We start from the raw sequence: 24,188 nt of genomic DNA on the forward strand, positions 1-24,188 counted from the left end.
CACAAGCTTTTCCTTATTACTCAGGTACTACGGTTAAATTGATATTCTTAACTTTTTCGATAATGTCAGGGTCTTTAGGCAGCGGGAAACTGTTCACCTGTGCCACCGCGCGCTTCGTAGCTGCGCACAAACGGCTGTCTCCGCCTAAAACCGACAAATTACCTAATATTGCGTCTGCTCCAGTAGGGATCAGACGCAAGTTAACTCGACAAGACTTTCCCCTAAAGCTGTCCTCCAGTAGGAGATTTTGCTGAATAAGTTGGCTATAGATCGCCCCATAGCGCTGCGCTTCGTTTGCAACGTGGCTTGACCGAGCTGAAGTATTGGCTTCAGCCTCCGTCTCTAGGCCAGCAAAAATATCGTTCAGTGCCGCTTCTTGCTCTCTACGCTCACGTTCAATTCGCTCTAAGCGTTCTTTCTCTTGACGAGCTTTCTCCGCGGCTTCTTTCGCTGCTTTTTCTTTGGCTATGCGGTCTTGTTCCGCTTTTTCCGCTGCTTCACGCTCACGACGTGCTTTCTCTTCAGCCACTTTGGCCGCTTTTTCACGTTCGATTCGCTCTTGCTCTGCTTTGGCAATCGCCGCTTCTTTGGCTAATCGTTCTTGTTCCGCTTTTTTGATCGCTTGCTCTTTTGCTTTGCGCTCTTCTTCGAGCTTAGCGACACGTTGCTTCTCTTCACGCGCACGTTGCTCTTCCGCTTTGCGCTCTTTCTCTTTAGCAATACGTTGTTTTTCAGCCTCACGAGCGGCTTTCGCTTCTTTCGCTTGCTGCTCTTTTAGCTTACGGATCCGCTCTTCTTCAGCTTTGCGGTTCTTTTCTAACTGCTCGCTTTCACGACGAAGCTTATCCAAACGGTCTTGCTCTTTTTTCGCCGCTTCTTCACGCTGACTACGAATTTGCTGCGCTTGCTGCCTAACAAGGCTTGGGTCAATCACCACAGCCTGTACCATATTGCCCGTTGGCTCAGGTTTCGACATGGTAAAATCAGTCCCCCAGATCAAGGCGACGATTAAGAGTGCGTGCAAAGCCGCCGATATCGCTATCGGCTTCTTGTAGTCGTTCTGTTTAGATTTAGTTTCTTTCATGGACAACGAAAGCTATTCCTTTATGTCCGTTAGCAATCCAACCTTAGGAATACCAGCACGGCTTAATTCATCCAGTACCAAAACAACGTCAGCATATGGCGTTGCAGCGTCACCACCTACGGCAACAGGCGAATCGGGTTTGAGTGACAGTTCCGCTTTGACACGGACAATAAGATCTTGCAGTGAAATACCACGCATGACTTCTTCATCATTCACGCTCAAGCCCAAGTTACCCTCTCTGTCGATTTCGACAATGATAAAGCTCGCATCACTATCGCCCGCTAATTCGGAAGCGGGCTGTGCTGTTGCTGTTTTTGGCAATTCAACATCAACGCCTTGGGTAACAAAAGGTGACGTCACCATAAAAATAATCAACAGTACTAACATCACATCGATGTACGGCACCACGTTGATTTCGGCAGTCATTTTGCGCTTTTTGGGTTGGTAACCAGCCATCGCAGTTATTCCTTACCCGATTCTCTGCCCGCCATAGCCTGACGGTGTAGGATGCTGTGGAACTCTTCTGAGAAGGTCGCGTAGTTATGTTCTAACTTACCGACTTTGTTACTTAGACGGTTGTACGCCATCACTGCTGGAATAGCAGCAAATAGACCCATTGCCGTTGCAACCAATGCTTCTGCGATACCCGGAGCAACCATAGCGAGCGTGGCTTGCTTCACCTCACCTAGCGCGATAAAGGCATGCATGATACCCCATACCGTACCAAAAAGACCGATATACGGGCTGATTGAGCCTACCGTCGCAAGGAACGGCAGATTAGTCTCAAGTTCATCCACTTCGCGAGAAACCGCAACGCGCATTGCACGTCCTGTTCCTTCCATAATAAAGTCAGGAGAATCTGCATTGGATTTGCGTAGACGAGCAAACTCGGTAAAGCCAGAATAGAAAATCTCTTCTGTACCCCCCAGTTCGTCCTTACGCTTCTTTGCGTTCTGGTACAAGATCGAAAGATCAGTACCAGACCAGAATTTGTCTTCAAACGTTTCTGCTTCTTTAGAAGCCTGAGAAAGCACTTTACTACGCTTGATGATCATCGCCCAAGAGACGATCGACATACCTAACAAAATCAGCATAACCATTTTGACTAACAGGCTGGCCTGTAAGAATAGGTCAAGCATCGAGATATCAGCGGTCACTATTAGTTAACTCCATAACTATTGATTGAGGCATAGCTCTTGGCCTCATTTTCTTATTATCGATACATGCTACCTTAACCATTGCCTTACACAATATTTTACCGTCAGGATTAACGATCTCCTGACAGAAGGTTAAGGATGCTTTTTTAAGGTCAGCAATTTGAGTTGTTACCGTCAGGTGATCATCAAGACGAGCACCTTGTAAAAAATCGATGTCCATGTGTCGGACTACAAAGCCGAGGTTTTGTTCCAATAACAGTTGTTGCGATACACCAATTGTACGAAGTAGCTCGGTACGAGCACGTTCGAAAAACTTTAAATAGTTAGAATGGTAAACCACTCCTCCCGCATCGGTATCTTCATAATAAACCGTCACCGGCCACTCAAACTTTGTGTTGGTATCCTGCACGTTTGTGTCCACAACTTGGTTTTTGCTAAAGGGATACTATAACGCAACTCGTCACTACCTGTGCAAGCGTAATTGAGTGTTTTCAATGCTTGAAACAAAAAAAAGCGCAACCCCTTCAAGGAGTCGCGCTTTTTTTATACAAAATGTATGGAGTTTAACCCCACCTCACTACAAGAGACGAATAACCGTTAAGTAAATCAGTATCGTCAATGAGCAATATGGACTGAACAAAAGCTGCCAGTACCAATTGCGTGGTTTAAATCCTACTCCAAACACCATGCTAGAGCAGATCGCCCAGATCATCAGTGGAGAGATAATCGCATTAAAGCCACCAATTGAGGCGGAATAGAGTTCTGGATCCCACATTACCATAGCAACATGATAGAAACCCAGAACTAGGGATAAGACTCTAAACAGAGTCTTATCGACAGGTGCATGTAACTTAGCGACCTGCGCAGCGAGATTACTCACTGTCTTTGTCCATCATTTCTGAGTGCTCTAACCAAAGAGCGTTGATGATTCCGAATGCACACGCGAGTAGTACACCTAAAATCCATGCAAAATACCACATAGTCAATGCTCCTTAGTAAGCTGAAACGTCGTTGTCTTCGATATGTTTCTTATCTAGACGACCGAACATTTTGTAGTAAGTCCAAGTCGTGTAGCCAAGAATCACAGGAACCATTACCGCCGCAACCACCGTCATCAGACCGAGAGTGAGCTCACTAGCCGTTGAATCCCACATGGTTAAGCTGTGGTTTGGTACCAAACTTGAAGGCATGACAAATGGGAACATTGCAAAACCAGCAGTAAGAATGACACCTGCGTTAGACAAGCTTGAGAATAGGAATGCAAAACCACCACGCTCAAAACGAGATGCTACTACCGCGAGCAATGGCATGAATACACCAAGAACTGGCGCAATCCACATTGCAGGGTAAGTTTCGAAGTTGGTCATCCAAGCACCTGCTTGTAGAGCCACTTCTTTGTTTAGTGGGTTAGAGTCTGCAAACGTATCGATTGTGCTCGTTAACACGTAACCTTCGATGTTTTGCACCCAGAAGCCACCAGCAACAAATAGTGCCACCGCAACAAGGCCTGCGATTTGAGCAACGTTACGTGCGCGCTCATGTAACGCTTCAGTGGTTTTCATCTGTAGCCATGTTGCACCTTGCAGGACAAATAGCATCAGGCTTAACACACCACAGAGCAGAGCGAATGGGTTAAGTAGCGCGAAGAAAGTCCCTTTGTACTGAGACATTAGCAGATCGTTCAGCTCAAATGGTACACCCTGTAGCAGGTTACCAAATGCCACACCAAAGATGATTGGTGGTACGGTACCGCTAAAGCAAAGTGCGTAGTCCCAAGCTTTACGCCATTTTGGTTCTTCGATCTTTGAACGGTAATCAAGAGCAAGTGGACGTAACCAAAGCGCAGCCAGAGTTACATACATTGCTAGGTAGAAACCAGAGAACGACGTTGCGTACACTAATGGCCACGCCGCAAATAGCGCACCACCAGCAGTGATTAGCCAAACTTGGTTGCCATCCCAGTGAGGGGCAATCGTGTTGAGCATAATACGACGCTCAGTGTCGCTTTTACCGATAACAGGTGAAAGCGCAGCAACACCCATATCAAAACCATCGGTCACAGCGAAACCTACCATTAGGACACCAATTAGGATCCACCAGATAAGGCGTAAGATTTCGTAATCAAACATTTAATCATCCCTCACTTAAACTTCGACTGAACGGCCGACTTTGTCTTCAACAGAGCTAGCGTTTTGTTCAAAGTGGTAGCGGCCTGTTTTCAGGCTGCTCGGCCCTTTACGCGCGAACTTAACCATTAGGTAAACTTCAGCGATGAGGAACACCGTGTAGAGCGCCAGAATGGCGAACAGTGACGTCCATAGTTCCGCAACAGTGAGCGCAGAAGAGGCTACGTGGGTCGGTAAGATTTCACCCACTGCCCATGGCTGACGACCGTACTCGGCAACGAACCACCCAGCTTCTACAGCAATCCAAGGTAGTGGGATGCTAAATAGTGCCGCTTTAAGAATCCAAGGCTTTTGTTCGATCTTCTGACGACATGTTTGAATAAACGCCGCGCCGAATACGAACAGCATGATGAAGCCACACGCGACCATGATGCGGAATGACCAGAATAGTGGCCAAACTTTAGGGATAGAATCATCCGCTGCCGCTTGGATTTGTTCTTCTGTCGCATCAACAACTTGGTCGGTGTAACGTTTCAGAAGTAGACCGTAACCAAGGTCACCTTTCACTTCATCAAACGCTGCCATGTTTTCTGGAGTCTTGTCGCCAGCACGCAGTTTCTCTAGCAACTCGTACGCGTACATACCCGTTCGGATACGCTCAACGTGCTGGTCACGTAAATCACGTAGACCAGTCACTTGCTCGTCGAATGAACGAGTCGCAATGATACCCATCACGTAAGGGATCTTAATGGCGTAATCGGTGTGCATTGTCTCTTGATTTGGCAGACCAAACAGAGTGAATGCTGCTGGAGCAGGTTCTGTGTGCCACTCTGCTTCTACCGCAGCAAGTTTCACTTTCTGAACTTCACCAAGCTCGTAACCAGATTCATCACCTAGGACGATAACGGATAGGATCGCAGCCATACCGAAAGAGGCAGCGATAGCAAATGAACGACGAGCGAACGCAATGTCACGACCTTTTAATAGGTAGTATGAGCTGATGCCTAGAATAAACATTGCGCCAGTCGTGTAACCAGAAGCAACCGTATGAACGAACTTAACCTGAGCAACTGGGTTTAGAACAACCTCAGCAAAGCTCACCATCTCCATACGCATGGTTTCGAAGTTAAATTCCGCGCCAACTGGGTTTTGCATCCAGCCGTTTGCCACGAGAATCCAAAGTGCTGAGAAGTTAGACCCAAGGGCTACAAGCCAAGTTACGGCTAAGTGTTGACGTTTTGATAAGCGATCCCAGCCAAAAAAGAACAGACCAACAAATGTCGATTCTAGGAAAAAGGCTACTAGTGCTTCGATCGCCAAAGGTGCACCGAAAATATCACCTACGTAATGTGAATAGTAAGACCAGTTGGTACCAAACTGGAACTCCATGGTTAGGCCGGTAGCCACGCCTAGAGCGAAGTTAATACCGAAAAGCTTACCCCAGAACTTTGTCATGTCCTTGTAGATTTGCTTGTCCGTCATTACGTACAGAGATTCCATGATGGCTAATAGGAAGGCCATACCTAGAGTCAGTGGTACGAAGAGGAAGTGATACATCGCTGTCAGTGCAAATTGCAATCGCGACAGATCAACTACGTCAATCATGTTTACTCCTATGTGTCGGCTGAAGACACTCTTTCCATTAATGCATTGTTATTAATCGTTGAACGAACTTAACCCGTGTTACCAGTTATAGGTAATGTGTTGCAAAAATGTACCGTAACGGTTAGTTAATTGTTAAGCATCAGCTAATATAGCTAGGACTAATATTACTGCTAAAAACAGGTTGTTTCAAAAGATTTATGGACAGAGTTCGCTTTGATTTACATCAACTTTTGCACGGCATTTGTGATTAAAAAAGCATCACCTTGATCTGAATCAAGCATTTTAAAACTCATTTGTTAAGAGAGGGTTGCATACGGCTGTAAATTACTATTTATGCAAAACAAGTGGTTAACAAATCACTCATTTACATTACCTATTTAGTGGTAGGCAATTTAGTTTAATGTGATTTAGATCACTAATAATAAAAAGCCAGCAAGAATTTGCTGGCCGTGAAAACTTATTTTTCAATTCCGAAATGAAGATACGCTCTATCGGTAGCGATTCGCCCTCTTGGTGTCCGTTGCAGATAACCCTGTTGAATAAGATAAGGTTCAAGAACATCTTCAATCGTATCTTTTTCTTCGCCAATCGCGGCCGCCATGTTATCGAGCCCAACGGGACCACCGCCAAATTTTTCCATAATGGCTAAGAGCAGTTTCCTGTCCATGTAGTCGAATCCTTGAGCATCCACGTCAAGCATGTTGAGCGCTTTGTCTGCCACTTCAGCACAAATGTGACCGTTCCCCTTCACTTCCGCGTAGTCACGTACACGTCTAAGCAAGCGGTTAGCAATACGCGGTGTCCCACGTGCGCGACGCGCAACCTCTAGAGCACCTTCAGCTTCCATCGAAAGACCGAGACAATCCGCACTGCGTTGAACAATGTTTTGTAGATCTGGGATCTTGTAATACTCAAGACGCTGCGTAATACCAAAACGATCTCGCAAAGGAGAGGTCAGAGAGCCAGCACGCGTCGTCGCACCGATTAATGTGAACGGTGGTAAATCGATTTTAATTGAGCGAGCCGCTGGGCCTTCACCGATCATGATGTCTAACTGATAGTCTTCCATCGCTGGGTAGAGTACCTCTTCAACCATTGGGCTCAAGCGGTGAATTTCATCGATGAAGAGCACGTCGTTCTCTTCAAGGTTGGTCAATAAGGCGGCTAAATCGCCCGCTTTCTCCAACACAGGGCCGGAAGTTGTACGGATATTTACGTTCATTTCATTCGCGACAATGTTGGCTAAGGTCGTCTTACCTAAACCCGGAGGACCAAATATCAGCAGATGATCCAGTGCTTCATTTCTCAACTGAGCCGCTTTAATAAAGATTTCCATCTGGTTACGGACGTGATCTTGCCCTTTGTAGTCCTCTAACTTCTTAGGGCGTATCGCACGATCGATAACATCTTCTTCTTTGTAGATCGTATTGTCTGGTGCTATTAAGCGATCCGCTTCAATCATGACTGATACCTTTTAAACCATCGACTTCAGGGCTTCACGAATCAATTGCTCGCTACTCATCTCTGGTTTCATTACCTGAGAAACCACTTTTGAGGCTTGGACGGGTTTGTAACCCAACGCGAGCAGTGCACTGATCGCTTCTTCTTCTGCGCTCGACTGAGCAGCTTCTGGCACTGAGTCAATTGGTGCGGCGTCAGTGTAAGGTGTAAAGAGATCACCAGCACTCCAACTTTTGAGACGGTCTTTCATCTCAACCACAAGTCGCTCTGCCGTCTTTTTACCCACCCCTGGTAGCTTAACCAGTGTCGAGATATCTTCTCTTTCGACGCTGGCAACAAACTGGCTCGCCGTCATACCCGATAGTATGCCCAGACCCAGTTTAGGACCAACGCCATTTGCTTTAATCACTTCTCTAAACAACGCACGTTCTTTGACTGTATTAAAACCGTAGAGTAGCTGCGCATCTTCACGTACCACGAAGTGAGTATAGATGATTGCTTCTTCACCAACATTTGGTAGCTCATAGAAACAGCTCATCGGCATCTGAACTTCGTAGCCAATGCCGTTAACTTCAATCAATAATTCAGGTGGTTGTTTTTCAATTAGAATGCCGCGCAGACGTCCAATCACAGTGGATACTCTTAGAAATGAATTTGCGACAGGATAATAAAGAACTGGATAGACATCCAGTTCTTTATCATTATTGACTAGATTTTTGAGACAACTTGATCAAGTTGAGAGGTCAGTGTGCGGACTGCATCGACCTGTATGTTGAGCTCGGCACCATTGGTAGGTCTATCGATAACGACCTCGACGGGCACTGCTTGCCTTTCCTGCCATTGCAATCAGGGTTTTATTGGTATTGGCATGACAAATTGCCACGCCCAGTGCATCGGCAGCATCAGCTTGCGGACGACCAGGTAACTTCAGCATCTGTTGTACCATGTGCTGAACCTGCTCTTTGTCTGCCCCGCCCGTTCCTGTCACCGCTTGTTTGATCAATCTTGCCGCGTATTCATAAACGGGCAGTTCAGCATTAACTGCAGCCACAATAGCGCTACCACGAGCTTGACCAAGCTTTAATGCTGAATCCGCGTTTCGTGCCATAAAGACTTGTTCAATGGCAAAAACGTCCGGTTGAAACTGAGTGATGATTTCTGAAACTCCGGCGTAAATCTGCTTCAATCGCCCAGAGAGCTCTTTTTCTGAGGTGCGTATACATCCACTACCAAGGTACTGGAGATGACGACCATTTTGACGTATGACCCCGTATCCCGTGATTCGAGAGCCAGGGTCAATACCAAGTATTACTGACATTGATACCTAATCGATATGTTTTTTGTTCAGTGACACATGTTAAAGCACTCTTTGTGCTATATCGAGGTAATTATCGCTCGGCTTGATAAGCCAGACTCAAGACTCACTTCAATAACAGGGGTTGGCTCTGCCACCAGCTTCTCTCCGCTCCAGTAGTCGTACCAATAGACAGGTTGATCCGCAGTTAAAGTGATGTCACGTGCCGCTTGCTGATAATTAACAAATAAAACAATCGATAAAAACCTAACAAAAGCTAAAAATAGCTCACCTTTTCGCCATTAATGGCAATAAATTTAGATAAAGATCACAATAATTGTAAGTTTTTATCTAAACATTTAAAAAACCAATGGGTTGGTAAAGTTCAAAATTAATTAATTCATTTTCTCAGCCAATGAGACAATCAAGAAAAACTCTTTCGTTTGACACGCGTCGACTAAACTCAAAGTACAGTCAATAAAGAGTAACCCTTTTGTTTACAAGCCGTCTTAAGATCACCGTTTGCATCACATTGAGTCTATGGGCAAGCTCCACTGCGGCAGAGACCTTGCATGCAGCCCAAACAGCTTGGCCTCCATTTATTATGGATTCTCCCATTGGCAAAGGCATCGCCCATGACATGGTCGTTAATGCGCTCACCTCTTCAGGTTACACAGTCCAATTTACCCAGAAACCTTGGGCAAGAATTCTTAAAGAGACCATCAAAGGCAAAAACGACGTCATTATCGCAATATGGAAAACGGAAGAGCGAGAAAAGACCTTTCTGTTTACGCAACCTTACATGTATAACCAAATGGCCGTTGTTTCGTTACGAAAGAGCGACTTCAAGTTCAAGTCCTTAGAGAGCTTTAAAGATAAGCGCGTTGCTCTGATTAACGGCTACGCCTATGCGGGAAGCCTACTTGAGTATGACCAAATGAAGCCAGTTATATCGATCGACCTTCCGAACAGCATTCGCCTTGTCCTGACAGAAAGAGCCGATGCTTTGGTTACCGATGAAGTGGTAGGAGAATGGACGATTAAAGAAATGGGGATTGATAGAGGGCAACTCGCTTTTAGCGACGTCTACCTCGACTCGACACCCTTGTACGCTGCGGTGCGCAAGAGCCACCCACAAGCAGAACAAATTGTCGAGGTACTGAACAAATACTTCGACCAACAAGCCGCACAAGAATTGCAGAGCCTAAAAACGCGCTACGGACTGAACAATAAGCGCTAAATGTTAAAAAACGAGCAAAAAAATACCAGCCTTTTGGCTGGTATTTTTTATCTCTTCGACGCGATTAAGCCACTTCGATTGGACCACCGAATGAGGTGACTGGCGGTACTTTGCCTGTGAACTTCTCAAAGTCTACGATACATGTGTTCGCAGATGTTGCCTGAGCAAGCTCAGATGAGCCGATGTCCATGGTCAATGTGTTTGGATCGCCGTAAGTACAGATTGCGCCCTCTTTCTCGTTCAGAGGACCATACCAAGCACCTTCTTCGATACGAACAACACCACGAGGGTAGCTATCTGTAACAACCGCACCCGCTAAAAGTTGGCCACGGTCGTTGAATACACGAACTAAATCGCCATCTTTAATGCCTTTTGCTTTCGCATCGGCAGGATTGATGTAGATAGGTTCACGGCCTTGAACCGCGTAAGTCGCACGGAACTCTTCCGATTCACACATCTGAGAGTGAAGACGCTTATCTGGGTGACACGATTGCAGCCAGTACGGGTGTTTGTCTGAACCTGGACCGCCGTGAGAACGCTCTGTCTTCTCGAACCACATTGGGTGCTCTTGACAGTGTTCATAACCGTAACGACCGATCTTACGAGAAGTAATCTCTAGGAAACCTGAAGGAGTACCTAGAGGGTTGAGCTCCGGATCTTTACGGAAATCTGCGTGACGAACCCAAGGCTGACCTTCACCAAAGTCTAGTACGCTCTTCTCCCAGAACTCTGCAAATTCTGGCATTTCGAACTTACCTTTATTGGCATCACGACAATCGTTGTAAAGGCTCTCAATCCACTCCATTTCGCTCATGCCACGAGTGTACTCCTCACGGCGACCAAAACGTTGAGTCAGCTCACTCATGATTTGGAAGTCAGGCTTAGATTGGAACAGAGGATCCACTAAGCGGTGCATCGCAATCAGACCTTTGCTTGAGTATGAACCGTACACGTCGATGTCGTTACGTTCCCACTGCGTACAAGCAGGTAGCACGATATCTGAGAAACGACACGTTGCTGTCCAAGCAAACTCAATCGTTACCACAGTTTGAAGCTTTTTGAATGCTTTCTTCATGCGGTTGCGATCTTGGTGGTGGTGCCAAGGGTTGTTACCCGAAATCACCATCATCTTGAAGTCTGGTAGCTTAACTTTACCGCCGTTGTAATTGATCTCTTTACCTGGTTCTAGTAGACAGTCGATCCAACGCGCAACCGGAATAGTACGGCTGTAACCATTGAAGTCGTTGTTGTCCCATTTCGGTTTCATACCTTGGTCAAGGTTACGTGGGAAACCACCAGGGCCAGCAAAACCAGTCGAAGGTACACCGATACTTGAGTAGTGGTGACCGTAAGAGATACCGCCGCCAGGTAGACCGATTTGACCGACCATAGCGGCAACAACAGCCGCTGCCCAGTATGGCTGCTCACCGTGTTGTTGACGTTGAATACACCAACCCATAAGGATCTGAGTACGACCATTAACCAGCATACGAGCAAATTCGCGAATCTTGTCTGCTTTAACGCCACAGATTTCCGCTGCCCATTCAGGCGTCTTAACAACTTTATCTTTTGTCTCACCCTGAACGTACTGAATAAACTCGTTGAAACCTAGACAGTAAGTCTCAATGAACTTCTTGTCATAAAGGTTTTCGTTGTAAAGCACGTGCGCTACAGCCAGCATGAATGCAACGTCTGTCATCGGGTTGATGTACAGGTGGTCGTTTTCTAGGTAACGTTGAGTCTTGTTCTTAACTGGGTCAACAGACAGAACGTTGATCTCACCTTTAGCGACTTTTTCTTTCAATTGAGCGAGGTACTTGTATGACTCGTGAGTCTCACAGTTCCAACCTACTTGGAGGTTTTTCACTGGGTCATTTGCCCACAAGATGATGTTGTCAGAGTTATCTAAAATCTCTGACCAAGATGTACCTTGCGCGTATACCTCGGTAGAACCTAGAACGTATGGCAGAATGGTTTGACCTGCACCTGTAGAGTAGTCACCCACTTTAGTGATGAAGTTACCATGCATGCCAACCGCACGTTGCATGTGTGCTGTACAGTTGTTGAACGAACCAGTTTGGTTCCAACCAGTTTGACCCGCGTGTAAAGCCCATGGACCGTAGTCTTTCTGTACGCGCTCTAGCTCACGGTAGAACAAGTCTAACGCTTCGTCCCAAGTCACTCGGATAAAACGGTTGTTACCGCGTGTCTCCGCACTGTATTTGTGCTTCTTCAACCAATCTAGACGTACCATTGGGTAACGCACACGTGATGGGCTGTAGATAATGCCTTTGATACCGTTAAGCATCTCTGTTGGGTTCTTATCTAACTCTAGCGGCTTGATCTCTTGAACTTTACCCGCGTAGATGTGGGCGCGGAACGCGCCCCAGTGTGAACCTGTTACTTTCCAAGTACCTACGGTCTCAGCTGCGTTTGCAGAAGCAGACGCTAATAAGCTCGGACCGATTACTGACGCCGCACTTGTCGTTGCAACGCCTTTAAGAAAACTTCTTCGTGTAATAGCCATTTAAATTACTCCATCCGACGCTTATTAGTGGTGACCTTCAGCATAATCTGAAGAGTGCTTCTGTAGATATTTCAGGATAAGTGCTTCGCTATCTGTATCCAAGTTAACGAACGCAAGCATACCGTCGAACATACCAGGCCATGTGTTGGCATCAAAGTGCGCTTCAGCTGGCTGTGTATGACAGACTGAACAGTTTGTCTTGTACGCTTCCTTCGATTTTTCCCACACTGGAGTGATATCGTTCAGCATAGATTCTTTCTTGATCCATACTTTCGCAGCCACTTTCTCCCAAGGAAGACCCGTTAGCTCGTCTACTCGCTTCTCACCTGTTGTCACCACGTTGCTGTCAGTTGATGCTTCTTTAAGAAGTGAAGCCACCGCAATGTTTTTGCCGAAATCTTCTTGAATCACGCGACCAAAGCCTTTCGCTTTGCGCCAGCCATCGATTTCGATTTCAGCAAAGTCACCTTTGTCTGCAATCACTTTTACCGTAGATGCAGGGTTTAGTAGACCCGCTTCTTGAGTACCTTCAGCATCGAAGTACACTGGCAAGTGACGAACACTCACTAATGACTGACCAACACCATAGTTGGTATTTGATGCCAATGCTTCTAAATCGCCAACGATACCGCCGATGCTGTCCATGCCAGCTGGAAGTTTGTGTGCAATACCTTTATGACAGTCAACACAGCTTTGATCTTTCTCAGCCGCTTGCTTCATTTGGATGCGAGCAGTAGGAGACATTTGCTCGAAATCCATCGATTCGTAGTTGTGACAGTTTTTACACTCTAGAGATTTGTTTGCAGAGAAACGATCCCATTCGTGTTTAGCAAGTTCGATACGACGCTCTTCAAACGCACCTGGTTCATCGTAATTACCAAATACTTGAGCGAATACTTCTTTAGATGCCTGCATTTTACGTGCAATTTTGTCAGTCCAGTTATGTGGTACGTGACAGTCAGGACATGTCGCACGAACACCAGAGTTGTTTTTCCAGTGAACGGTTTCTTGTAGCTCAACGTATACGTTGTCACGCATTGTGTGACAACTGATACAGAACTCTTCTGTGTTGGTCGCTTCCAGTGCTGTGTTAAAGCCACCCCAGAAAATAACACCAGCAATAAAGCCGCCCATAGTCAGCACACCAAGGCTGATATGAACTGCAGGGCGCGTCATTGTACGCCACAGCTTGATGATAAATGATTTCATAGTTTGCTCTCTTAAAATCTGTTCAAAAATGTGGAAATGAGCACACGGCTTACATGCCGTGTGCACCTGGAGGTCCGAAGAAGAACACTTGCATTGCCCATACAAGGAATCCGTAACCACCAACAAATGCCACACTTAAAACAGGGAAGAGAACGACCGCAATGAAGAGGAATGACTTCCACTCCAAAGAGCGTTTTTCACCACTCTCGATTTTATTAACATCACTCATACATTTGCCTATTTTGTATCTAGTGTTATTTGGATAGCTCTTATGATTGAGCTAAATTTCTTCTATCTCTAAGCAGAAATGTTAGACCATACTATAAGTAGGGTTCAATCAATTCCGGACGTTCTGCCCTTGTTATCCAACACTTTTTTGAGCTCATCCAGAGTTGTGTTTAATTGCATTCTGATGTGTCAATATACGCCTAAATATGAAGAATTATTAACAGTAAACAAACTGTTAAATCATCCTATTATGCGCATCATTTAGATAACATTTATTAACATATACCACTTTAGAGGCACACATCTATCGTGCCAATTTTAGCCCATTTGTAACGGTGATGTAGCTAAAATGAGTGCTTTTTCTTATGTTTACCGAATTCAAGACAAGGTGAGGTTGTTCTGTAGTCTGATAAACTAGCGACGGACTAATTGAGGGAAAATTATGGACAGTGTTATAGACATAGATTGGCTGGTTTTGGCGATATTCTTCAGCTTGCTAGCTGTCCCACTACTTTGCGATCGCTACTACCAGCTTGATCTAGGAAAGGATATTTTCATCAGTGTGGCACGTATGACATTGCAGCTTATACTGGTCGGCATCTATCTAGAATACTTATTTACTATCAATAGCTTAATTGTAAATTTACTTTGGCTGATACTCATGTTGCTCATTGGTTCCAGTGCCATCATTAGCAAAGCCAAATTACCCGCCTCTAGGCTCATGCTGCCCATCACGACAGGTTTGGTTACCCTACCGGGAATGATGACTGGGCAAATTTTAGGCGGCGCAAGTCCTATTATCGCCATTAAATATCAGTTAATGATCATGGTTGCGATCTTTGTGATGATGACGATTTCTATCGTCTCTGCGCTCAAGCTGACGGTGAGAAACTGTATTAGCAAGGAAGGACGTATACTGGTTCACATCCCATCTACTAAATGATCTCGTAAGTTGTCTCAATGGGATTTTAGATCTTATCCACAGATTCTGTGGATAACCGTGGTGATACATCCATTACAACTGGTCTATCCAGAGCTTACAGAGAGGTCAATAAAAAAATTTCTTTGCATTCATGCGCATAAAATTTAATTCACGCAACGTAATAATCTTGTCATCTGACCCACTTAGGTTGTCACTCAGGACTTACTAGAGGGATAAAGTAATGTATTTCAATGGCAGTGACGCTACCAATACTGATAGCGAGAATAGTGATTTTCGTGACTGGCTAAAAGATGAGCCAAGAGAGATTCAGGCGTTAGATGAATGGCTGGGTATCGAATATCGATAAGCGGTTTTGCTACTAAAAAAGGCTCACAAATGTGAGCCTTATATCAAGAGATATGCGGTTAGTCTCTTAGATAGATCAACCAGTACCACATTCCGACAAACACTCCGCCGCCAATAATGTTACCTAGTGTCACTGGAATTAGGTTGTTAGTAATAAAATCGATCATGTTGAGGTCGGCATAATCAGCAATATTCGCCCCCGTCATCTGCCAAAACTCAGCTGGCGCAAAATACTTGATGCCGATAGCCATTGGCACTTGGAACATGTTCGCAATACAGTGTTCAAATCCGGCAGATACGAACATCGCGACAGGTAAAATCATCACTGCAATCTTGTCGGTAAGTGTACGTCCACTAAAGGTCATCCATACAGCGACACAGACTAGTACGTTACACATTACCCCCAAAGCAACAGCGGATAAAAACGTGTGATGTAGCTTATGCTGGGAAATCGCCATTGCGTTAAGACCAACCTGCCCATGGTCAAACATGTACTGTTTGGTCATCAACATACAAACAACAAGCAACAAGGCACCAATAAGATTTCCACCGTAGACAACCAGCCAGTTCTTAAACAGCATTTTCCACGTAATCTTGCCACTGGCACGCGCCACTAAGGTCAAAACAGAACTGGTAAACAGCTCTCCACCCGTCACCACCACAAGGATCAGACCTAAGCTGAAGGCAAGGCCACCCAGCAGGCGTGTGATGCCCCAAGGCAGGTCACCTGCACCTGTCGTTACTATGGTATAGAACACAAATGCGATACCAATATGGATACCTGCGGAGATCGCCAATAGGAATGATTTAACAGGGTCTTTGGTTGCTTTGCCTACGCCAATTTCTGCCGCACGCTCAGCCATTTGAGGAGGTAATAATGAATCAAACTGATTGAGATTTATCATCGGGAAACATTTTGCAACATATGGGTTAGTGGGCGCGGATAATTACGTGAATTGTGATCAAATTCAAGCGTTAAATCATTCAAGTAGACAAAATCTTTTTCACCTCATGAAAACTAAGGCTAATACAAAGATAAATTTAGATAAATGCTCATTAAATCAATTGAAAATAGCATTCAAAATCAATAGCTTAAACATCAATTACTACTAAAGTAGAGAGCTGATTATTGTTTTAGTTTGAATATCCATAATAACAAACTTTATTATGCTTGTTGGCTATTAGACATTAGTATACTGACCCATTTCGCCATAACTTAAATCCCTAACATTAGGAAGATTACCCCTAATAATGACAAGCCAATATTCCGCTTAGCAGATAATTCTTTGATTCTGATCTAGTCTCTCTTCGATTGCACAGCAGATAACCAATTTCGTTCTATCCTGTTGTTAAAGTAAGGCTTGGATAACATTTCTCAACTCATTGAGTTGCCGATTCACATCATCCTGATTACCTTGAATCCAGTACGTTCGATAAGGAATTAATTATGAAATTTACGCCTGACCATATGGCTGAACTTAATCTCTTGCTTCAGTTTGATATCAGTAGTGCTGCAACCGGTATTAAAGTTCACCATGACGCTTCTGAAGAGATGCAGGCGGCTGTACAGCGCCTATATGAGAAAGGGTTGTGCACACTTCCTGATGGTGGCTACTTAACTGACGAAGGTATTGAAATGGCTGAACACGCAGACAAAGCTCTGCGCGTACTTTCTAGTTAGTTTCTTGCATCCTTTGCTCTGAGGCAGGCAATGTGACCCCAAGTAGTTGGGTCTGGTTATGTTGTTCTATGATTGCCTCAACATCGATCTTCTCTAGACCTTGATTGAAGATAGCACGCCAGTTGTTCCCTTCTGGCGTGTTTTTGAATGCAAGATAGAGTAACTTACTCTCCAACATCCTACTGTTCATCCTAATCATCTTCGACAACATCTTCTCACGCGGGTCAATACGGATTAAATAATAGGACGCTCTCCGCATTGCGCTAAACTCTTGCTGTTAACCATCTATAAGGTTGCACTCGGTCATAACACCTGTTAAATCCAGTCGCGTAGAAAAAGAAGAACACGAGAAATCCTGCTTCCAACATTATCGCTTCTAGAACTCCTATGGCTAAAAACCACGCAATGCTCGGCACCGTAATAAAAATCAGCCCTCCTTCAAAACCGCATGTATGTAGCAAGCGCACTCGTAACGTTCGTTGAAGTGCAGTCTGCGGTGAGTTAGAAACATCCACTTGCAATGCAAACATCTGCTAATGTCGATCAACTGTTGCTTCACCGCCAATTGTTGTTACGCTCTAGAAATAACAAAGTCAGTGGATTTCAGCAGGCATACAGCCCCGATATTTGGTACGCAGATAGCTACCACGTATTATTAGGCTTAATCGCTCAAGGCTTTGGCTGGGGATTTTTACCCACTCATATCGCCGCCAATGCTTGTGAAGAAAATCAGATTAAGCGAATTCCGATCGAGTTTGAGCGGCTGCAATGGCAAGCCAATGTCGATGTGGTTCAGCACCAAGGGTTCGCAAATAAACCAGTACACAAGCTTCTTCGTACAGAGCTTCGTACGCTCCTATCAGGGACGAAATAATGAAAAAGATAACTATCGTAGGTGGAGGATGGTTAGGTAAGCCGCTTGGCCAGTACTTGACCTCTATTGGACACAGTGTCTATGTCAGTAAAACGACACCAGAAGGCGTTAAGGAACTTGAACAACTCGGTATCAATAGTTTCGTCGCGAACCTAGCGAATGGCAGTAACGATCTCGACCAACAGCTTAGCTCAACTCCAACTGACATCGTGATTGGCTGTTTTCCTCCGGGGTTTCGCAAACAGAGTGGTCAAGACTACGTTGGGAACTGGCAAACGCTGATTGCATCTGCGCAAAACAATGGGGTTCAACGGGTTGTTATGGTTAGTTCCACCACTGTATACCCTAACCTAGCTCAAGAGATGATCGAGGCGGATGCGACTCTCGATAAAAGTATCGATAATCCTGAGTTTAGTGACAATGCCAAGATCATGTTGCAGGCTGAGCAGCACCTAATTGATTCTAGACTCAGCTACGCAATTGTTCGTTGCAGTGGATTGGTTGGCCCCAACCGACATCCCTCTCGATTTGCGGCGATGTTAAAACAAGTTAGCGACCAAGCTCCTGCTAACATGCTTCATTTGCACGATGCTGTAGGTGTCGTAAGTTTTATGGCCTTGAACAGCATAGATACCACCGTCAACGCCACCACCCCGAACACGGTGAATAAGGCAGAATACTATCAGGCGGCGTTAGACAGTGTCGCAAGCGATAACAAGTTACCCACTCTCGTGCATGTCCCAGACAAACGCATCATCGCTGATAAACTTGTTTCGTTAGGTTATCGCTTTCATTTTCAACACACCTTAGATGCACTCTAGAAAGGTCAACCTCTTATGAGTCAATTAAAACTCTACCAGCAGATTGAACATTTATGGCAGTACATGCAGCTTTCAGACACCTTACAGCGGTCTGATTGCATCTTTGTGCTTGGAAGTAACGATATCCGCGTTGCGGAGTATGCGGCTCATCTCTACCTTGCAGGATGGGCGTCTAAAATCATCTTTTCGGGGGGCACTGGCCGATTGACTGAAGGTGTTTTTACTTCAAGTGAAGCCCAGACTTTTGCCGATTACGCGAAAGATCTTGGTGTACCAGCGGCTGACATTATTGTTGAAGATAAAGCGACCAACACCGGTGAAAATGTTCGTTTCACCTACCAGTTATTGCAAAATCTAGGGCTAAATTTTAAGTCGTTTATCTTGGTTCAAAAACCGTACATGGAGCGACGTACCTACGCGACTTTCGTTAAGCAATGGCCTGCTTCTTGTCAGCACATTTGTGTCACGTCATCCAAAACCACTTTCTGTGATTACTTCAACGAGGACATTGACCTGACAACGACAGTGACAGCAATGCTGGGAGATTTCGAGCGAATTAAAGACTACCCCAAGCTCGGTTTCCAAATTGAACAATCCATTCCAACGAGTGTAGAAAGTGCTTATCAGGCGGTGAAATCTGTTTTTGGTTAACGACCAGCTTTAAGCCGATAAACAAAAAGCCAGAGCAATGCTCTGGCTTTGTTAACATTTCCGCGTCTTAAGGATGAATGGCCGCTTCTTTCTCACTGTGATACTCGAACTTTAGCTCATCATCATTGAGATCAACTTTCACTGTACCACCATCCACTAAAGAACCAAATAGCAGTTCATTCGCGAGTGGTTTCTTCAGTTGCTCTTGGATAACACGCCCCATAGGACGAGCACCCATGGCTTTGTCATAACCTTTAACTGCCAGCCAATGGCGAGCATCATCCGAAACTTCGAGCGATACACCACGAGCATCAAGCTGCGCTTGTAGCTCAACAATGAATTTGTCGACAACCTGATGGATCACATGTTCATCTAAGCTGTTAAACCAAATGATGTTATCCAAACGGTTACGGAATTCTGGCGTAAAGACCTTCTTGATCTCCGACATCGCATCATGACTATGATCTTGTTGGATCAAACCGATAGATTTCTTAACGGTCTCCTGAACACCGGCATTGGTGGTCATCACCAAAATAACGTTACGGAAGTCAGCTTTACGGCCATTGTTGTCCGTCAAGGTACCATTATCCATAACTTGCAGTAGCAGGTTAAAGATGTCTGGATGCGCTTTCTCGATTTCGTCGAGCAGAACGACTGAGTGAGGATGTTTGATGACGGCGTCCGTCAGCAAACCACCCTGATCATATCCGACGTAACCCGGAGGCGCACCAATCAAACGGCTCACCGAATGACGTTCACCGTATTCAGACATATCAAAGCGAAGTAGCTCGATACCAAGTAATTTCGATAATTGAACCGTGACTTCAGTCTTACCTACCCCCGTCGGGCCTGCAAACAAGAATGAACCCACTGGTTTATGGTCTGCACCAAGACCCGCGCGAGTCAACTTGATCGCTTCGCTAAGTACATCGATGGCATCATCTTGACCAAACACCAGCATCTTCATCTTCTCATCGAGCTTTTGCAGTATCTCTTTATCTGAAGATGAGACAGATTTTTCAGGTATACGTGCCATTTTAGCAACCATAGCTTCAATGTCCGCAACACCTACGGTTTTCTTGCGACGACTCGCTGGAGCCAAACGACTGCGAGCACCTGCTTCATCAATAACGTCAATCGCTTTATCTGGCAAATGACGCTCATTAATGTATTTAGCCGATAGCTCAACCGCCGCACGAAGCGCTTTATTGGTGTAACGCACTTCATGGTGTGCTTCATACTTAGGTTTCAAGCCCATAAGTATCTTAGTGGTGTCATCAAGAGACGGTTCAACCACATCGATTTTTTGGAAGCGACGCGATAGCGCACGCTCTTTTTCAAAGATGTTGCTGTACTCTTGATAAGTTGTCGAACCGATACAACGCAGTTTGCCGCTGCTTAGTAATGGCTTGATTAGGTTTGCCGCGTCGACTTGACCACCAGAGGCGGCACCTGCACCGATAATTGTGTGAATCTCATCGATAAACAGGATGGCATCGTCTTCTTTTTCTAGCTGTTTAAGAATCGCTTTAAAACGTTTCTCAAAGTCACCACGGTATTTAGTACCCGCAAGTAGCGAGCCAATATCCAACGAGTAAATCACACTGTTAGCGATAATCTCAGGCACTTGGCCTTCCACAATTCGCCATGCAAGACCTTCAGCGATCGCCGTTTTACCAACCCCTGCCTCACCGACCAGTAATGGGTTGTTTTTACGACGACGGCACAATACCTGAATCGTTCGTTCTAGTTCTTTCTCGCGACCAATCAGTGGGTCTATCTGCCCTTGTTTTGCAATATGGTTAAGATTCGTTGCAAAGCTCTCTAGGCGCTCCTCTGAACCAGTATCCTCGACGTTGTCGCTGAAAGAGTCAGAGGAATGAGAGTCATCACTCGAACTCGACGCTTTGGTAATACCGTGAGAAATAAAGTTAACAATATCTAGGCGGCTAATGTCGTTTTTCTTGAGTAGATAAGCCGCATGAGACTCTTGTTCACTAAAAATCGCCACAAGGACGTTTGCCCCTGTTACTTCACTGCGGCCAGAAGATTGAACATGGAATACTGCGCGTTGCAAAACGCGTTGAAAACTCAAAGTGGGTTGCGTTTCGCGAGTTTCGTCGTTTTCTGGAATGAGAGGGGTAGTTTGATCAATGAAAACATCCAGTTCACTACGAAGCGAATCTACATCTGCCTGACATGCCTGCAAAGCCTCTCTCGCTGCATCGTTTTCCAACAATGCTAACAGGAGGTGCTCGACAGTCATAAACTCATGTCGTTTGTCTCTAGCGCGAGCAAATGCGCCGTTTAGACTCGACTCTAATTCTTTATTCAGCATAAGTACCTCCTATAAGAACAACTTAGGTTGCTCGAACAAGCGCTAGGCTTGTTCCATTGTACAAAGCAAAGGGTGCTCGTTTTCCTTAGAATACATTGTAACTTGCGCTACTTTGGTCTCAGCAACTTCTGCAGTATACGTGCCACAAATTGCTTTTCCCTCATAATGCACCTGGAGCATCACCTGCGTTGCTTTGTCGATATCCATAGAGAAAAAGCGCTCTAGGATCTCAATCACAAAGTCCATTGGTGTGTAGTCATCGTTGTTTAGGACAACGTTATACATGGACGGTGGCTTAACTTTTGTTTTCTCTAACTCCAGCAGATCTGAATCTGGAGTAACCCATTCAAAATGTTTGCTCATGACTATTAGACGTTGATGTTTGACTCTTTTAATTTTACCACTTCACAGAGCAGAAGTTTTGAATTTAGTTCTTACTATTCCGAACAAAACGCTGCAATTAAATTTTGTTCTTACTTAGAGACTAATGCAGCAATTGCGTCGCTGCAAATAAAAGATTTTTATCGGCGTAAGAGATGTATCTAATTGATTAAAAAGAAACCAAAAACAATAACAGCCACTTATAGATTATCGATATTTATCAAGCCAAATCGTTGCAAAAATGTAAATCTCAAAAGTGATTTGTTTGTAAATATGTAGACTGTAATACCTTTTTCCTATTGACTGTGCTCAATCATTGGCTACATTGGTCAAATAGTGACTGAAAATTTGGCAGCGGCTGAATGGAAATTCACTTTCTGTTTACAAGGAATCAATGTAAACATTCAAACAACATCAGTAACAAAATGCATGAGGGATGTATAGCATGGCTACAGGTACAGTAAAATGGTTTAACAACGCCAAAGGATTTGGTTTTATCTGTCCAGAGGGAGAGGATGGAGATGTGTTTGCACATTATTCAACCATTAAAATGGATGGTTATCGTACTCTGAAAGCTGGCCAACAAGTGAATTTTGAAGTGGAAGAAGGACCTAAAGGCTATCACGCAAGCTACGTAGTTCCGGTTGAAGCTCAACCAGCAAAATAAAATCGCTGCCAACTTAATCGTTTTAAACATAAAAAAACCCGCTTTTCAGCTAACTCCTATCACTTAACGTGTTTGGAACGAACTGGATAGCGAGTCTTATTCATACGAACGGTCCTTGATTTGGGCCGTTTTTTTCGCTCTGGCAGAATGTAGCGCTTCACTCGCTCTCGCATCGCCCTTAACTTTTTGGGGATCGAACCTGGCGATGCTATCGCACACCACATAAGCTCATCTTGAATATCTCGAAGTGCCATCATAAAACTTATCCTCAGAGGCGATACCTTCGCTTCTTTGGCAATACGGCTTATCTCTACGCGAACCAGATTATAAGCGATTAATATCCCCCAGACTTCTTGCTCTACCCCTTCTACTGACTGACTTCGAAGAAGAAGTTCATCTTCTAACATATCGTGTTTTATCTCTCCATAACTGTTCTCAATTTCCCAACGCTCAAAATAGACATCCAACAGGGATTGAAGGTCATATTGACTATCGGTTAGAGAAGTTAATACGCCTTTGATATGGTTAGGTTGTTCTGTCTCAGGGTACAGGGCCAACCTCGCTTGCCATTTTTCTGGGAGACTGGGATCTTGCTTACGTGCATGCTGTGAGACATCCATTTCGACAATCAAATCACGTCCTTCCTTGTCTAGCTTCCTAATGACCTCATACTGTGTATTGGATTTTATTGGAGTCATCCAGTGACTAGAGCCGTGTTGACGCTGCCAGTTAATCATTAGCTCGGCACTTAAATAGCATCTGTCAAAGAGCGTGAGGGAGTTAGGTGTCGTTGATGATATTAACTGTTTAGCGTAGCTCACTTCCCCTGTTGAGCTAGGACCAAAAGCGACATCATGGAGTAAACGACTACGAAGAGAGCATAGCGCGCATAGACGAACTACAGGGTATTCAGTGTGACGATTTTTACTGTGCTTAACGTACTGATAGTGATTAGCAAGTGCCTCGGTATCATGAGTTCTAAATTGCGTCCCATCGACTGAAAACAGTCTTAAACCAAACCATTTATCCTCGCTATCTTCTGACTTGGTCCAGTGCTGAGCCGTCATTGTGAATAGCGCTTTTAGTGGCTTCGCTGTGAGACGTTTTCTGGCTTGAGGAATAGCACTTGGGGCTATGGATTCACCTAAAGAGTTAGATAATTTCAGGTCCAACTTATCTAGAACATCAGTAATGGGTCTGTCACGATACAAACCAATACCGACTAGTAGCCAAACGACCAACTCAGCAGGTAGCTTTCGTCTTCTCATACTGGCTTTATTGGTTTCATCTAGTGCTTGATTTATCCATTCCAATGGAAGCTCTTTTTGAAAAAGCGTAAGTGAATCAGGAGAAGCGAAGTCATCAACATCAATAAGCCAGTGAGCCAACATAAAAAATACCCTCAAACATGAAATGTTTGAGGGTATTTTCAACCAACCACAGGATCGTTCAACTGATCATTTACTTAACTGATCGGAGTTAGCTTCAATGAGCGGCTTTGTGGGGGACTAAAAGAGCTCTAAAGAGGTTTCATCTAAGAACATGTTTGGCGTAAT

Annotated in this window: 27 protein-coding genes and 1 pseudogene; 8 read left to right on the forward strand and 20 right to left on the reverse strand. The window is 44.8% G+C overall.

The window, feature by feature from the left end; translation table 11 throughout:
* Positions 1–16: 16 nt before the first annotated feature.
* The 11 genes from tolA to ruvC all read right to left on the reverse strand — a co-directional run bounded on the left by tolA (position 17) and on the right by ruvC (position 8,751).
* Entirely contained in the window at positions 17–1,084 is a 1,068-nt protein-coding gene (tolA, locus tag QTN94_RS08390) for a cell envelope integrity protein TolA (RefSeq protein WP_331427433.1), read from the reverse strand.
* 12 nt (positions 1,085–1,096) lie between these two features.
* On the reverse strand, positions 1,097–1,540 hold the full coding sequence (locus QTN94_RS08395) for an ExbD/TolR family protein (protein WP_138972452.1): 444 nt from the start codon (positions 1,538–1,540) through the stop codon (positions 1,097–1,099).
* Positions 1,541–1,545: 5 nt separating this feature from the next.
* Entirely contained in the window at positions 1,546–2,241 is a 696-nt protein-coding gene (tolQ, locus tag QTN94_RS08400; RefSeq protein ID WP_138972451.1) for a protein TolQ, read from the reverse strand.
* Positions 2,231–2,650: a tol-pal system-associated acyl-CoA thioesterase gene (ybgC, locus tag QTN94_RS08405; RefSeq protein ID WP_331427434.1), complete on the reverse strand. Its 420-nt coding sequence runs from the start codon at positions 2,648–2,650 to the stop codon at positions 2,231–2,233. Before ybgC ends, tolQ begins: the two co-directional genes overlap by 11 nt.
* Positions 2,651–2,818: 168 nt before the next feature.
* Positions 2,819–3,121, reverse strand: a complete 303-nt coding sequence (gene ybgE / locus QTN94_RS08410) for a cyd operon protein YbgE (RefSeq protein WP_331415993.1) — start codon at positions 3,119–3,121, stop codon at positions 2,819–2,821.
* Positions 3,114–3,221, reverse strand: coding sequence for a cytochrome bd-I oxidase subunit CydX (gene cydX, locus QTN94_RS08415; protein ID WP_000270284.1), 108 nt, complete (start codon positions 3,219–3,221; stop codon positions 3,114–3,116). Before cydX ends, ybgE begins: the two co-directional genes overlap by 8 nt.
* Before the next feature lie 12 nt (positions 3,222–3,233).
* A complete protein-coding gene (gene cydB / locus QTN94_RS08420) occupies positions 3,234–4,370 on the reverse strand; it encodes a cytochrome d ubiquinol oxidase subunit II (RefSeq protein WP_331415994.1) in 1,137 nt (378 codons plus the stop codon).
* A 15-nt stretch (positions 4,371–4,385) separates the two neighbouring features.
* Entirely contained in the window at positions 4,386–5,972 is a 1,587-nt protein-coding gene (gene cydA / locus QTN94_RS08425; protein ID WP_331427435.1) for a cytochrome ubiquinol oxidase subunit I, read from the reverse strand.
* Between the two features lie 457 nt (positions 5,973–6,429).
* A complete protein-coding gene (gene ruvB, locus QTN94_RS08430; protein WP_269377207.1) occupies positions 6,430–7,434 on the reverse strand; it encodes a Holliday junction branch migration DNA helicase RuvB in 1,005 nt (334 codons plus the stop codon).
* A gap of 12 nt (positions 7,435–7,446) precedes the next feature.
* On the reverse strand, positions 7,447–8,064 hold the full coding sequence (gene ruvA / locus QTN94_RS08435; protein ID WP_138972446.1) for a Holliday junction branch migration protein RuvA: 618 nt from the start codon (positions 8,062–8,064) through the stop codon (positions 7,447–7,449).
* A gap of 165 nt (positions 8,065–8,229) precedes the next feature.
* Complete coding sequence (gene ruvC / locus QTN94_RS08440) at positions 8,230–8,751, reverse strand: crossover junction endodeoxyribonuclease RuvC (RefSeq protein ID WP_138972445.1); 522 nt, start codon at positions 8,749–8,751, stop codon at positions 8,230–8,232.
* A 508-nt stretch (positions 8,752–9,259) separates the two neighbouring features.
* Between ruvC and QTN94_RS08445 the strand changes: the two genes are divergently transcribed.
* Positions 9,260–9,967, forward strand: a complete 708-nt coding sequence (locus QTN94_RS08445) for a substrate-binding periplasmic protein (protein WP_443088788.1) — start codon at positions 9,260–9,262, stop codon at positions 9,965–9,967.
* A 64-nt stretch (positions 9,968–10,031) separates the two neighbouring features.
* On the opposite strand, the gene torA is transcribed toward QTN94_RS08445, so the two are convergent.
* The 3 genes from torA to torE are packed head-to-tail and all read right to left on the reverse strand — an operon-like array spanning position 10,032 to position 13,932.
* The gene (torA, locus tag QTN94_RS08450) at positions 10,032–12,494 is read right to left on the reverse strand and encodes a trimethylamine-N-oxide reductase TorA (protein ID WP_331415998.1); all 2,463 of its coding nucleotides are present in this window, start codon (positions 12,492–12,494) and stop codon (positions 10,032–10,034) included.
* A 24-nt stretch (positions 12,495–12,518) separates the two neighbouring features.
* A complete protein-coding gene (gene torC, locus QTN94_RS08455; RefSeq protein ID WP_331415999.1) occupies positions 12,519–13,703 on the reverse strand; it encodes a pentaheme c-type cytochrome TorC in 1,185 nt (394 codons plus the stop codon).
* 49 nt (positions 13,704–13,752) lie between these two features.
* Positions 13,753–13,932, reverse strand: a complete 180-nt coding sequence (torE, locus tag QTN94_RS08460; RefSeq protein WP_004413423.1) for a trimethylamine N-oxide reductase system protein TorE — start codon at positions 13,930–13,932, stop codon at positions 13,753–13,755.
* 441 nt (positions 13,933–14,373) lie between these two features.
* Between torE and QTN94_RS08465 the strand changes: the two genes are divergently transcribed.
* Positions 14,374–14,874: an ABC transporter permease gene (locus tag QTN94_RS08465; protein WP_331427436.1), complete on the forward strand. Its 501-nt coding sequence runs from the start codon at positions 14,374–14,376 to the stop codon at positions 14,872–14,874.
* A 220-nt stretch (positions 14,875–15,094) separates the two neighbouring features.
* Positions 15,095–15,220 (forward strand): hypothetical protein, encoded by a 126-nt coding sequence (locus QTN94_RS08470; protein ID WP_331427437.1) that lies wholly within the window; start codon positions 15,095–15,097, stop codon positions 15,218–15,220.
* A 58-nt stretch (positions 15,221–15,278) separates the two neighbouring features.
* Here QTN94_RS08470 and focA read toward each other — a convergent pair whose 3' ends face one another.
* Complete coding sequence (gene focA, locus QTN94_RS08475) at positions 15,279–16,121, reverse strand: formate transporter FocA (RefSeq protein ID WP_269377350.1); 843 nt, start codon at positions 16,119–16,121, stop codon at positions 15,279–15,281.
* Between the two features lie 545 nt (positions 16,122–16,666).
* On the opposite strand from focA, the gene QTN94_RS08480 reads away from it, so the two are divergent.
* On the forward strand, positions 16,667–16,900 hold the full coding sequence (locus QTN94_RS08480; protein WP_138972437.1) for a TIGR02647 family protein: 234 nt from the start codon (positions 16,667–16,669) through the stop codon (positions 16,898–16,900).
* Here QTN94_RS08480 and QTN94_RS08485 read toward each other — a convergent pair.
* A complete protein-coding gene (locus tag QTN94_RS08485; RefSeq protein WP_331427438.1) occupies positions 16,893–17,078 on the reverse strand; it encodes a hypothetical protein in 186 nt (61 codons plus the stop codon). The two genes, QTN94_RS08480 and QTN94_RS08485, sit on opposite strands and share 8 nt — an antisense overlap.
* Positions 17,079–17,163: 85 nt before the next feature.
* Positions 17,164–17,382 (reverse strand): annotated as a pseudogene (locus tag QTN94_RS08490) (chlorhexidine efflux transporter); the annotation flags it as partial.
* A 38-nt stretch (positions 17,383–17,420) separates the two neighbouring features.
* Here QTN94_RS08490 and QTN94_RS08495 point away from each other — a divergent pair.
* The 3 genes from QTN94_RS08495 to QTN94_RS08505 are packed head-to-tail and all read left to right on the forward strand — an operon-like array spanning position 17,421 to position 19,246.
* The gene (locus QTN94_RS08495) at positions 17,421–17,774 is read left to right on the forward strand and encodes a LysR substrate-binding domain-containing protein (RefSeq protein WP_331427439.1); all 354 of its coding nucleotides are present in this window, start codon (positions 17,421–17,423) and stop codon (positions 17,772–17,774) included.
* The gene (locus QTN94_RS08500; RefSeq protein WP_331427440.1) at positions 17,774–18,595 is read left to right on the forward strand and encodes an NAD(P)H-binding protein; all 822 of its coding nucleotides are present in this window, start codon (positions 17,774–17,776) and stop codon (positions 18,593–18,595) included. Before QTN94_RS08495 ends, QTN94_RS08500 begins: the two co-directional genes overlap by 1 nt.
* Before the next feature lie 15 nt (positions 18,596–18,610).
* Entirely contained in the window at positions 18,611–19,246 is a 636-nt protein-coding gene (locus QTN94_RS08505) for a YdcF family protein (RefSeq protein ID WP_331427441.1), read from the forward strand.
* 67 nt (positions 19,247–19,313) lie between these two features.
* On the opposite strand, the gene clpA is transcribed toward QTN94_RS08505, so the two are convergent.
* Together clpA and clpS are read right to left on the reverse strand one after the other, a co-directional pair.
* Positions 19,314–21,584 (reverse strand): ATP-dependent Clp protease ATP-binding subunit ClpA, encoded by a 2,271-nt coding sequence (gene clpA, locus QTN94_RS08510; RefSeq protein WP_331427442.1) that lies wholly within the window; start codon positions 21,582–21,584, stop codon positions 19,314–19,316.
* 42 nt (positions 21,585–21,626) lie between these two features.
* Complete coding sequence (gene clpS / locus QTN94_RS08515) at positions 21,627–21,947, reverse strand: ATP-dependent Clp protease adapter ClpS (RefSeq protein WP_006879492.1); 321 nt, start codon at positions 21,945–21,947, stop codon at positions 21,627–21,629.
* A 463-nt stretch (positions 21,948–22,410) separates the two neighbouring features.
* Here clpS and cspD point away from each other — a divergent pair, with 463 nt between their 5' ends.
* Complete coding sequence (gene cspD, locus QTN94_RS08520) at positions 22,411–22,632, forward strand: cold shock domain-containing protein CspD (RefSeq protein WP_331416009.1); 222 nt, start codon at positions 22,411–22,413, stop codon at positions 22,630–22,632.
* Positions 22,633–22,691: 59 nt separating this feature from the next.
* On the opposite strand, the gene QTN94_RS08525 is transcribed toward cspD, so the two are convergent.
* Positions 22,692–24,023 (reverse strand): IS4 family transposase, encoded by a 1,332-nt coding sequence (locus tag QTN94_RS08525; protein ID WP_331427443.1) that lies wholly within the window; start codon positions 24,021–24,023, stop codon positions 22,692–22,694.
* Between the last annotated feature and the right edge of the window lie 165 nt (positions 24,024–24,188).

This window comes from Vibrio sp. M250220, from assembly GCF_036533795.1.
Classification (GTDB): Bacteria; Pseudomonadota; Gammaproteobacteria; order Enterobacterales; family Vibrionaceae; genus Vibrio.

What these genes read in the sequence shown, in the direction of transcription:
- tolA (WP_331427433.1), bottom strand. Translation starts at nt 1,084, where the DNA reads ATGAAAGAAACTAAATCTAAACAGAACGACTACAAGAAGCCGATAGCG.
- QTN94_RS08395 (WP_138972452.1), bottom strand. Translation starts at nt 1,540, where the DNA reads ATGGCTGGTTACCAACCCAAAAAGCGCAAAATGACTGCCGAAATCAAC.
- cydX (WP_000270284.1), bottom strand. Translation starts at nt 3,221, where the DNA reads ATGTGGTATTTTGCATGGATTTTAGGTGTACTACTCGCGTGTGCATTC.
- cydB (WP_331415994.1), bottom strand. Translation starts at nt 4,370, where the DNA reads ATGTTTGATTACGAAATCTTACGCCTTATCTGGTGGATCCTAATTGGT.
- cydA (WP_331427435.1), bottom strand. Translation starts at nt 5,972, where the DNA reads ATGATTGACGTAGTTGATCTGTCGCGATTGCAATTTGCACTGACAGCG.
- ruvB (WP_269377207.1), bottom strand. Translation starts at nt 7,434, where the DNA reads ATGATTGAAGCGGATCGCTTAATAGCACCAGACAATACGATCTACAAA.
- ruvC (WP_138972445.1), bottom strand. Translation starts at nt 8,751, where the DNA reads ATGTCAGTAATACTTGGTATTGACCCTGGCTCTCGAATCACGGGATAC.
- torA (WP_331415998.1), bottom strand. Translation starts at nt 12,494, where the DNA reads ATGGCTATTACACGAAGAAGTTTTCTTAAAGGCGTTGCAACGACAAGT.
- torC (WP_331415999.1), bottom strand. Translation starts at nt 13,703, where the DNA reads ATGAAATCATTTATCATCAAGCTGTGGCGTACAATGACGCGCCCTGCA.
- torE (WP_004413423.1), bottom strand. Translation starts at nt 13,932, where the DNA reads ATGAGTGATGTTAATAAAATCGAGAGTGGTGAAAAACGCTCTTTGGAG.
- QTN94_RS08465 (WP_331427436.1), top strand. Translation starts at nt 14,374, where the DNA reads ATGGACAGTGTTATAGACATAGATTGGCTGGTTTTGGCGATATTCTTC.
- QTN94_RS08470 (WP_331427437.1), top strand. Translation starts at nt 15,095, where the DNA reads ATGTATTTCAATGGCAGTGACGCTACCAATACTGATAGCGAGAATAGT.
- QTN94_RS08480 (WP_138972437.1), top strand. Translation starts at nt 16,667, where the DNA reads ATGAAATTTACGCCTGACCATATGGCTGAACTTAATCTCTTGCTTCAG.
- QTN94_RS08485 (WP_331427438.1), bottom strand. Translation starts at nt 17,078, where the DNA reads ATGTTGGAGAGTAAGTTACTCTATCTTGCATTCAAAAACACGCCAGAA.
- QTN94_RS08495 (WP_331427439.1), top strand. Translation starts at nt 17,421, where the DNA reads ATGCAAACATCTGCTAATGTCGATCAACTGTTGCTTCACCGCCAATTG.
- QTN94_RS08500 (WP_331427440.1), top strand. Translation starts at nt 17,774, where the DNA reads ATGAAAAAGATAACTATCGTAGGTGGAGGATGGTTAGGTAAGCCGCTT.
- QTN94_RS08505 (WP_331427441.1), top strand. Translation starts at nt 18,611, where the DNA reads ATGAGTCAATTAAAACTCTACCAGCAGATTGAACATTTATGGCAGTAC.
- clpA (WP_331427442.1), bottom strand. Translation starts at nt 21,584, where the DNA reads ATGCTGAATAAAGAATTAGAGTCGAGTCTAAACGGCGCATTTGCTCGC.
- clpS (WP_006879492.1), bottom strand. Translation starts at nt 21,947, where the DNA reads ATGAGCAAACATTTTGAATGGGTTACTCCAGATTCAGATCTGCTGGAG.
- cspD (WP_331416009.1), top strand. Translation starts at nt 22,411, where the DNA reads ATGGCTACAGGTACAGTAAAATGGTTTAACAACGCCAAAGGATTTGGT.
- QTN94_RS08525 (WP_331427443.1), bottom strand. Translation starts at nt 24,023, where the DNA reads ATGTTGGCTCACTGGCTTATTGATGTTGATGACTTCGCTTCTCCTGAT.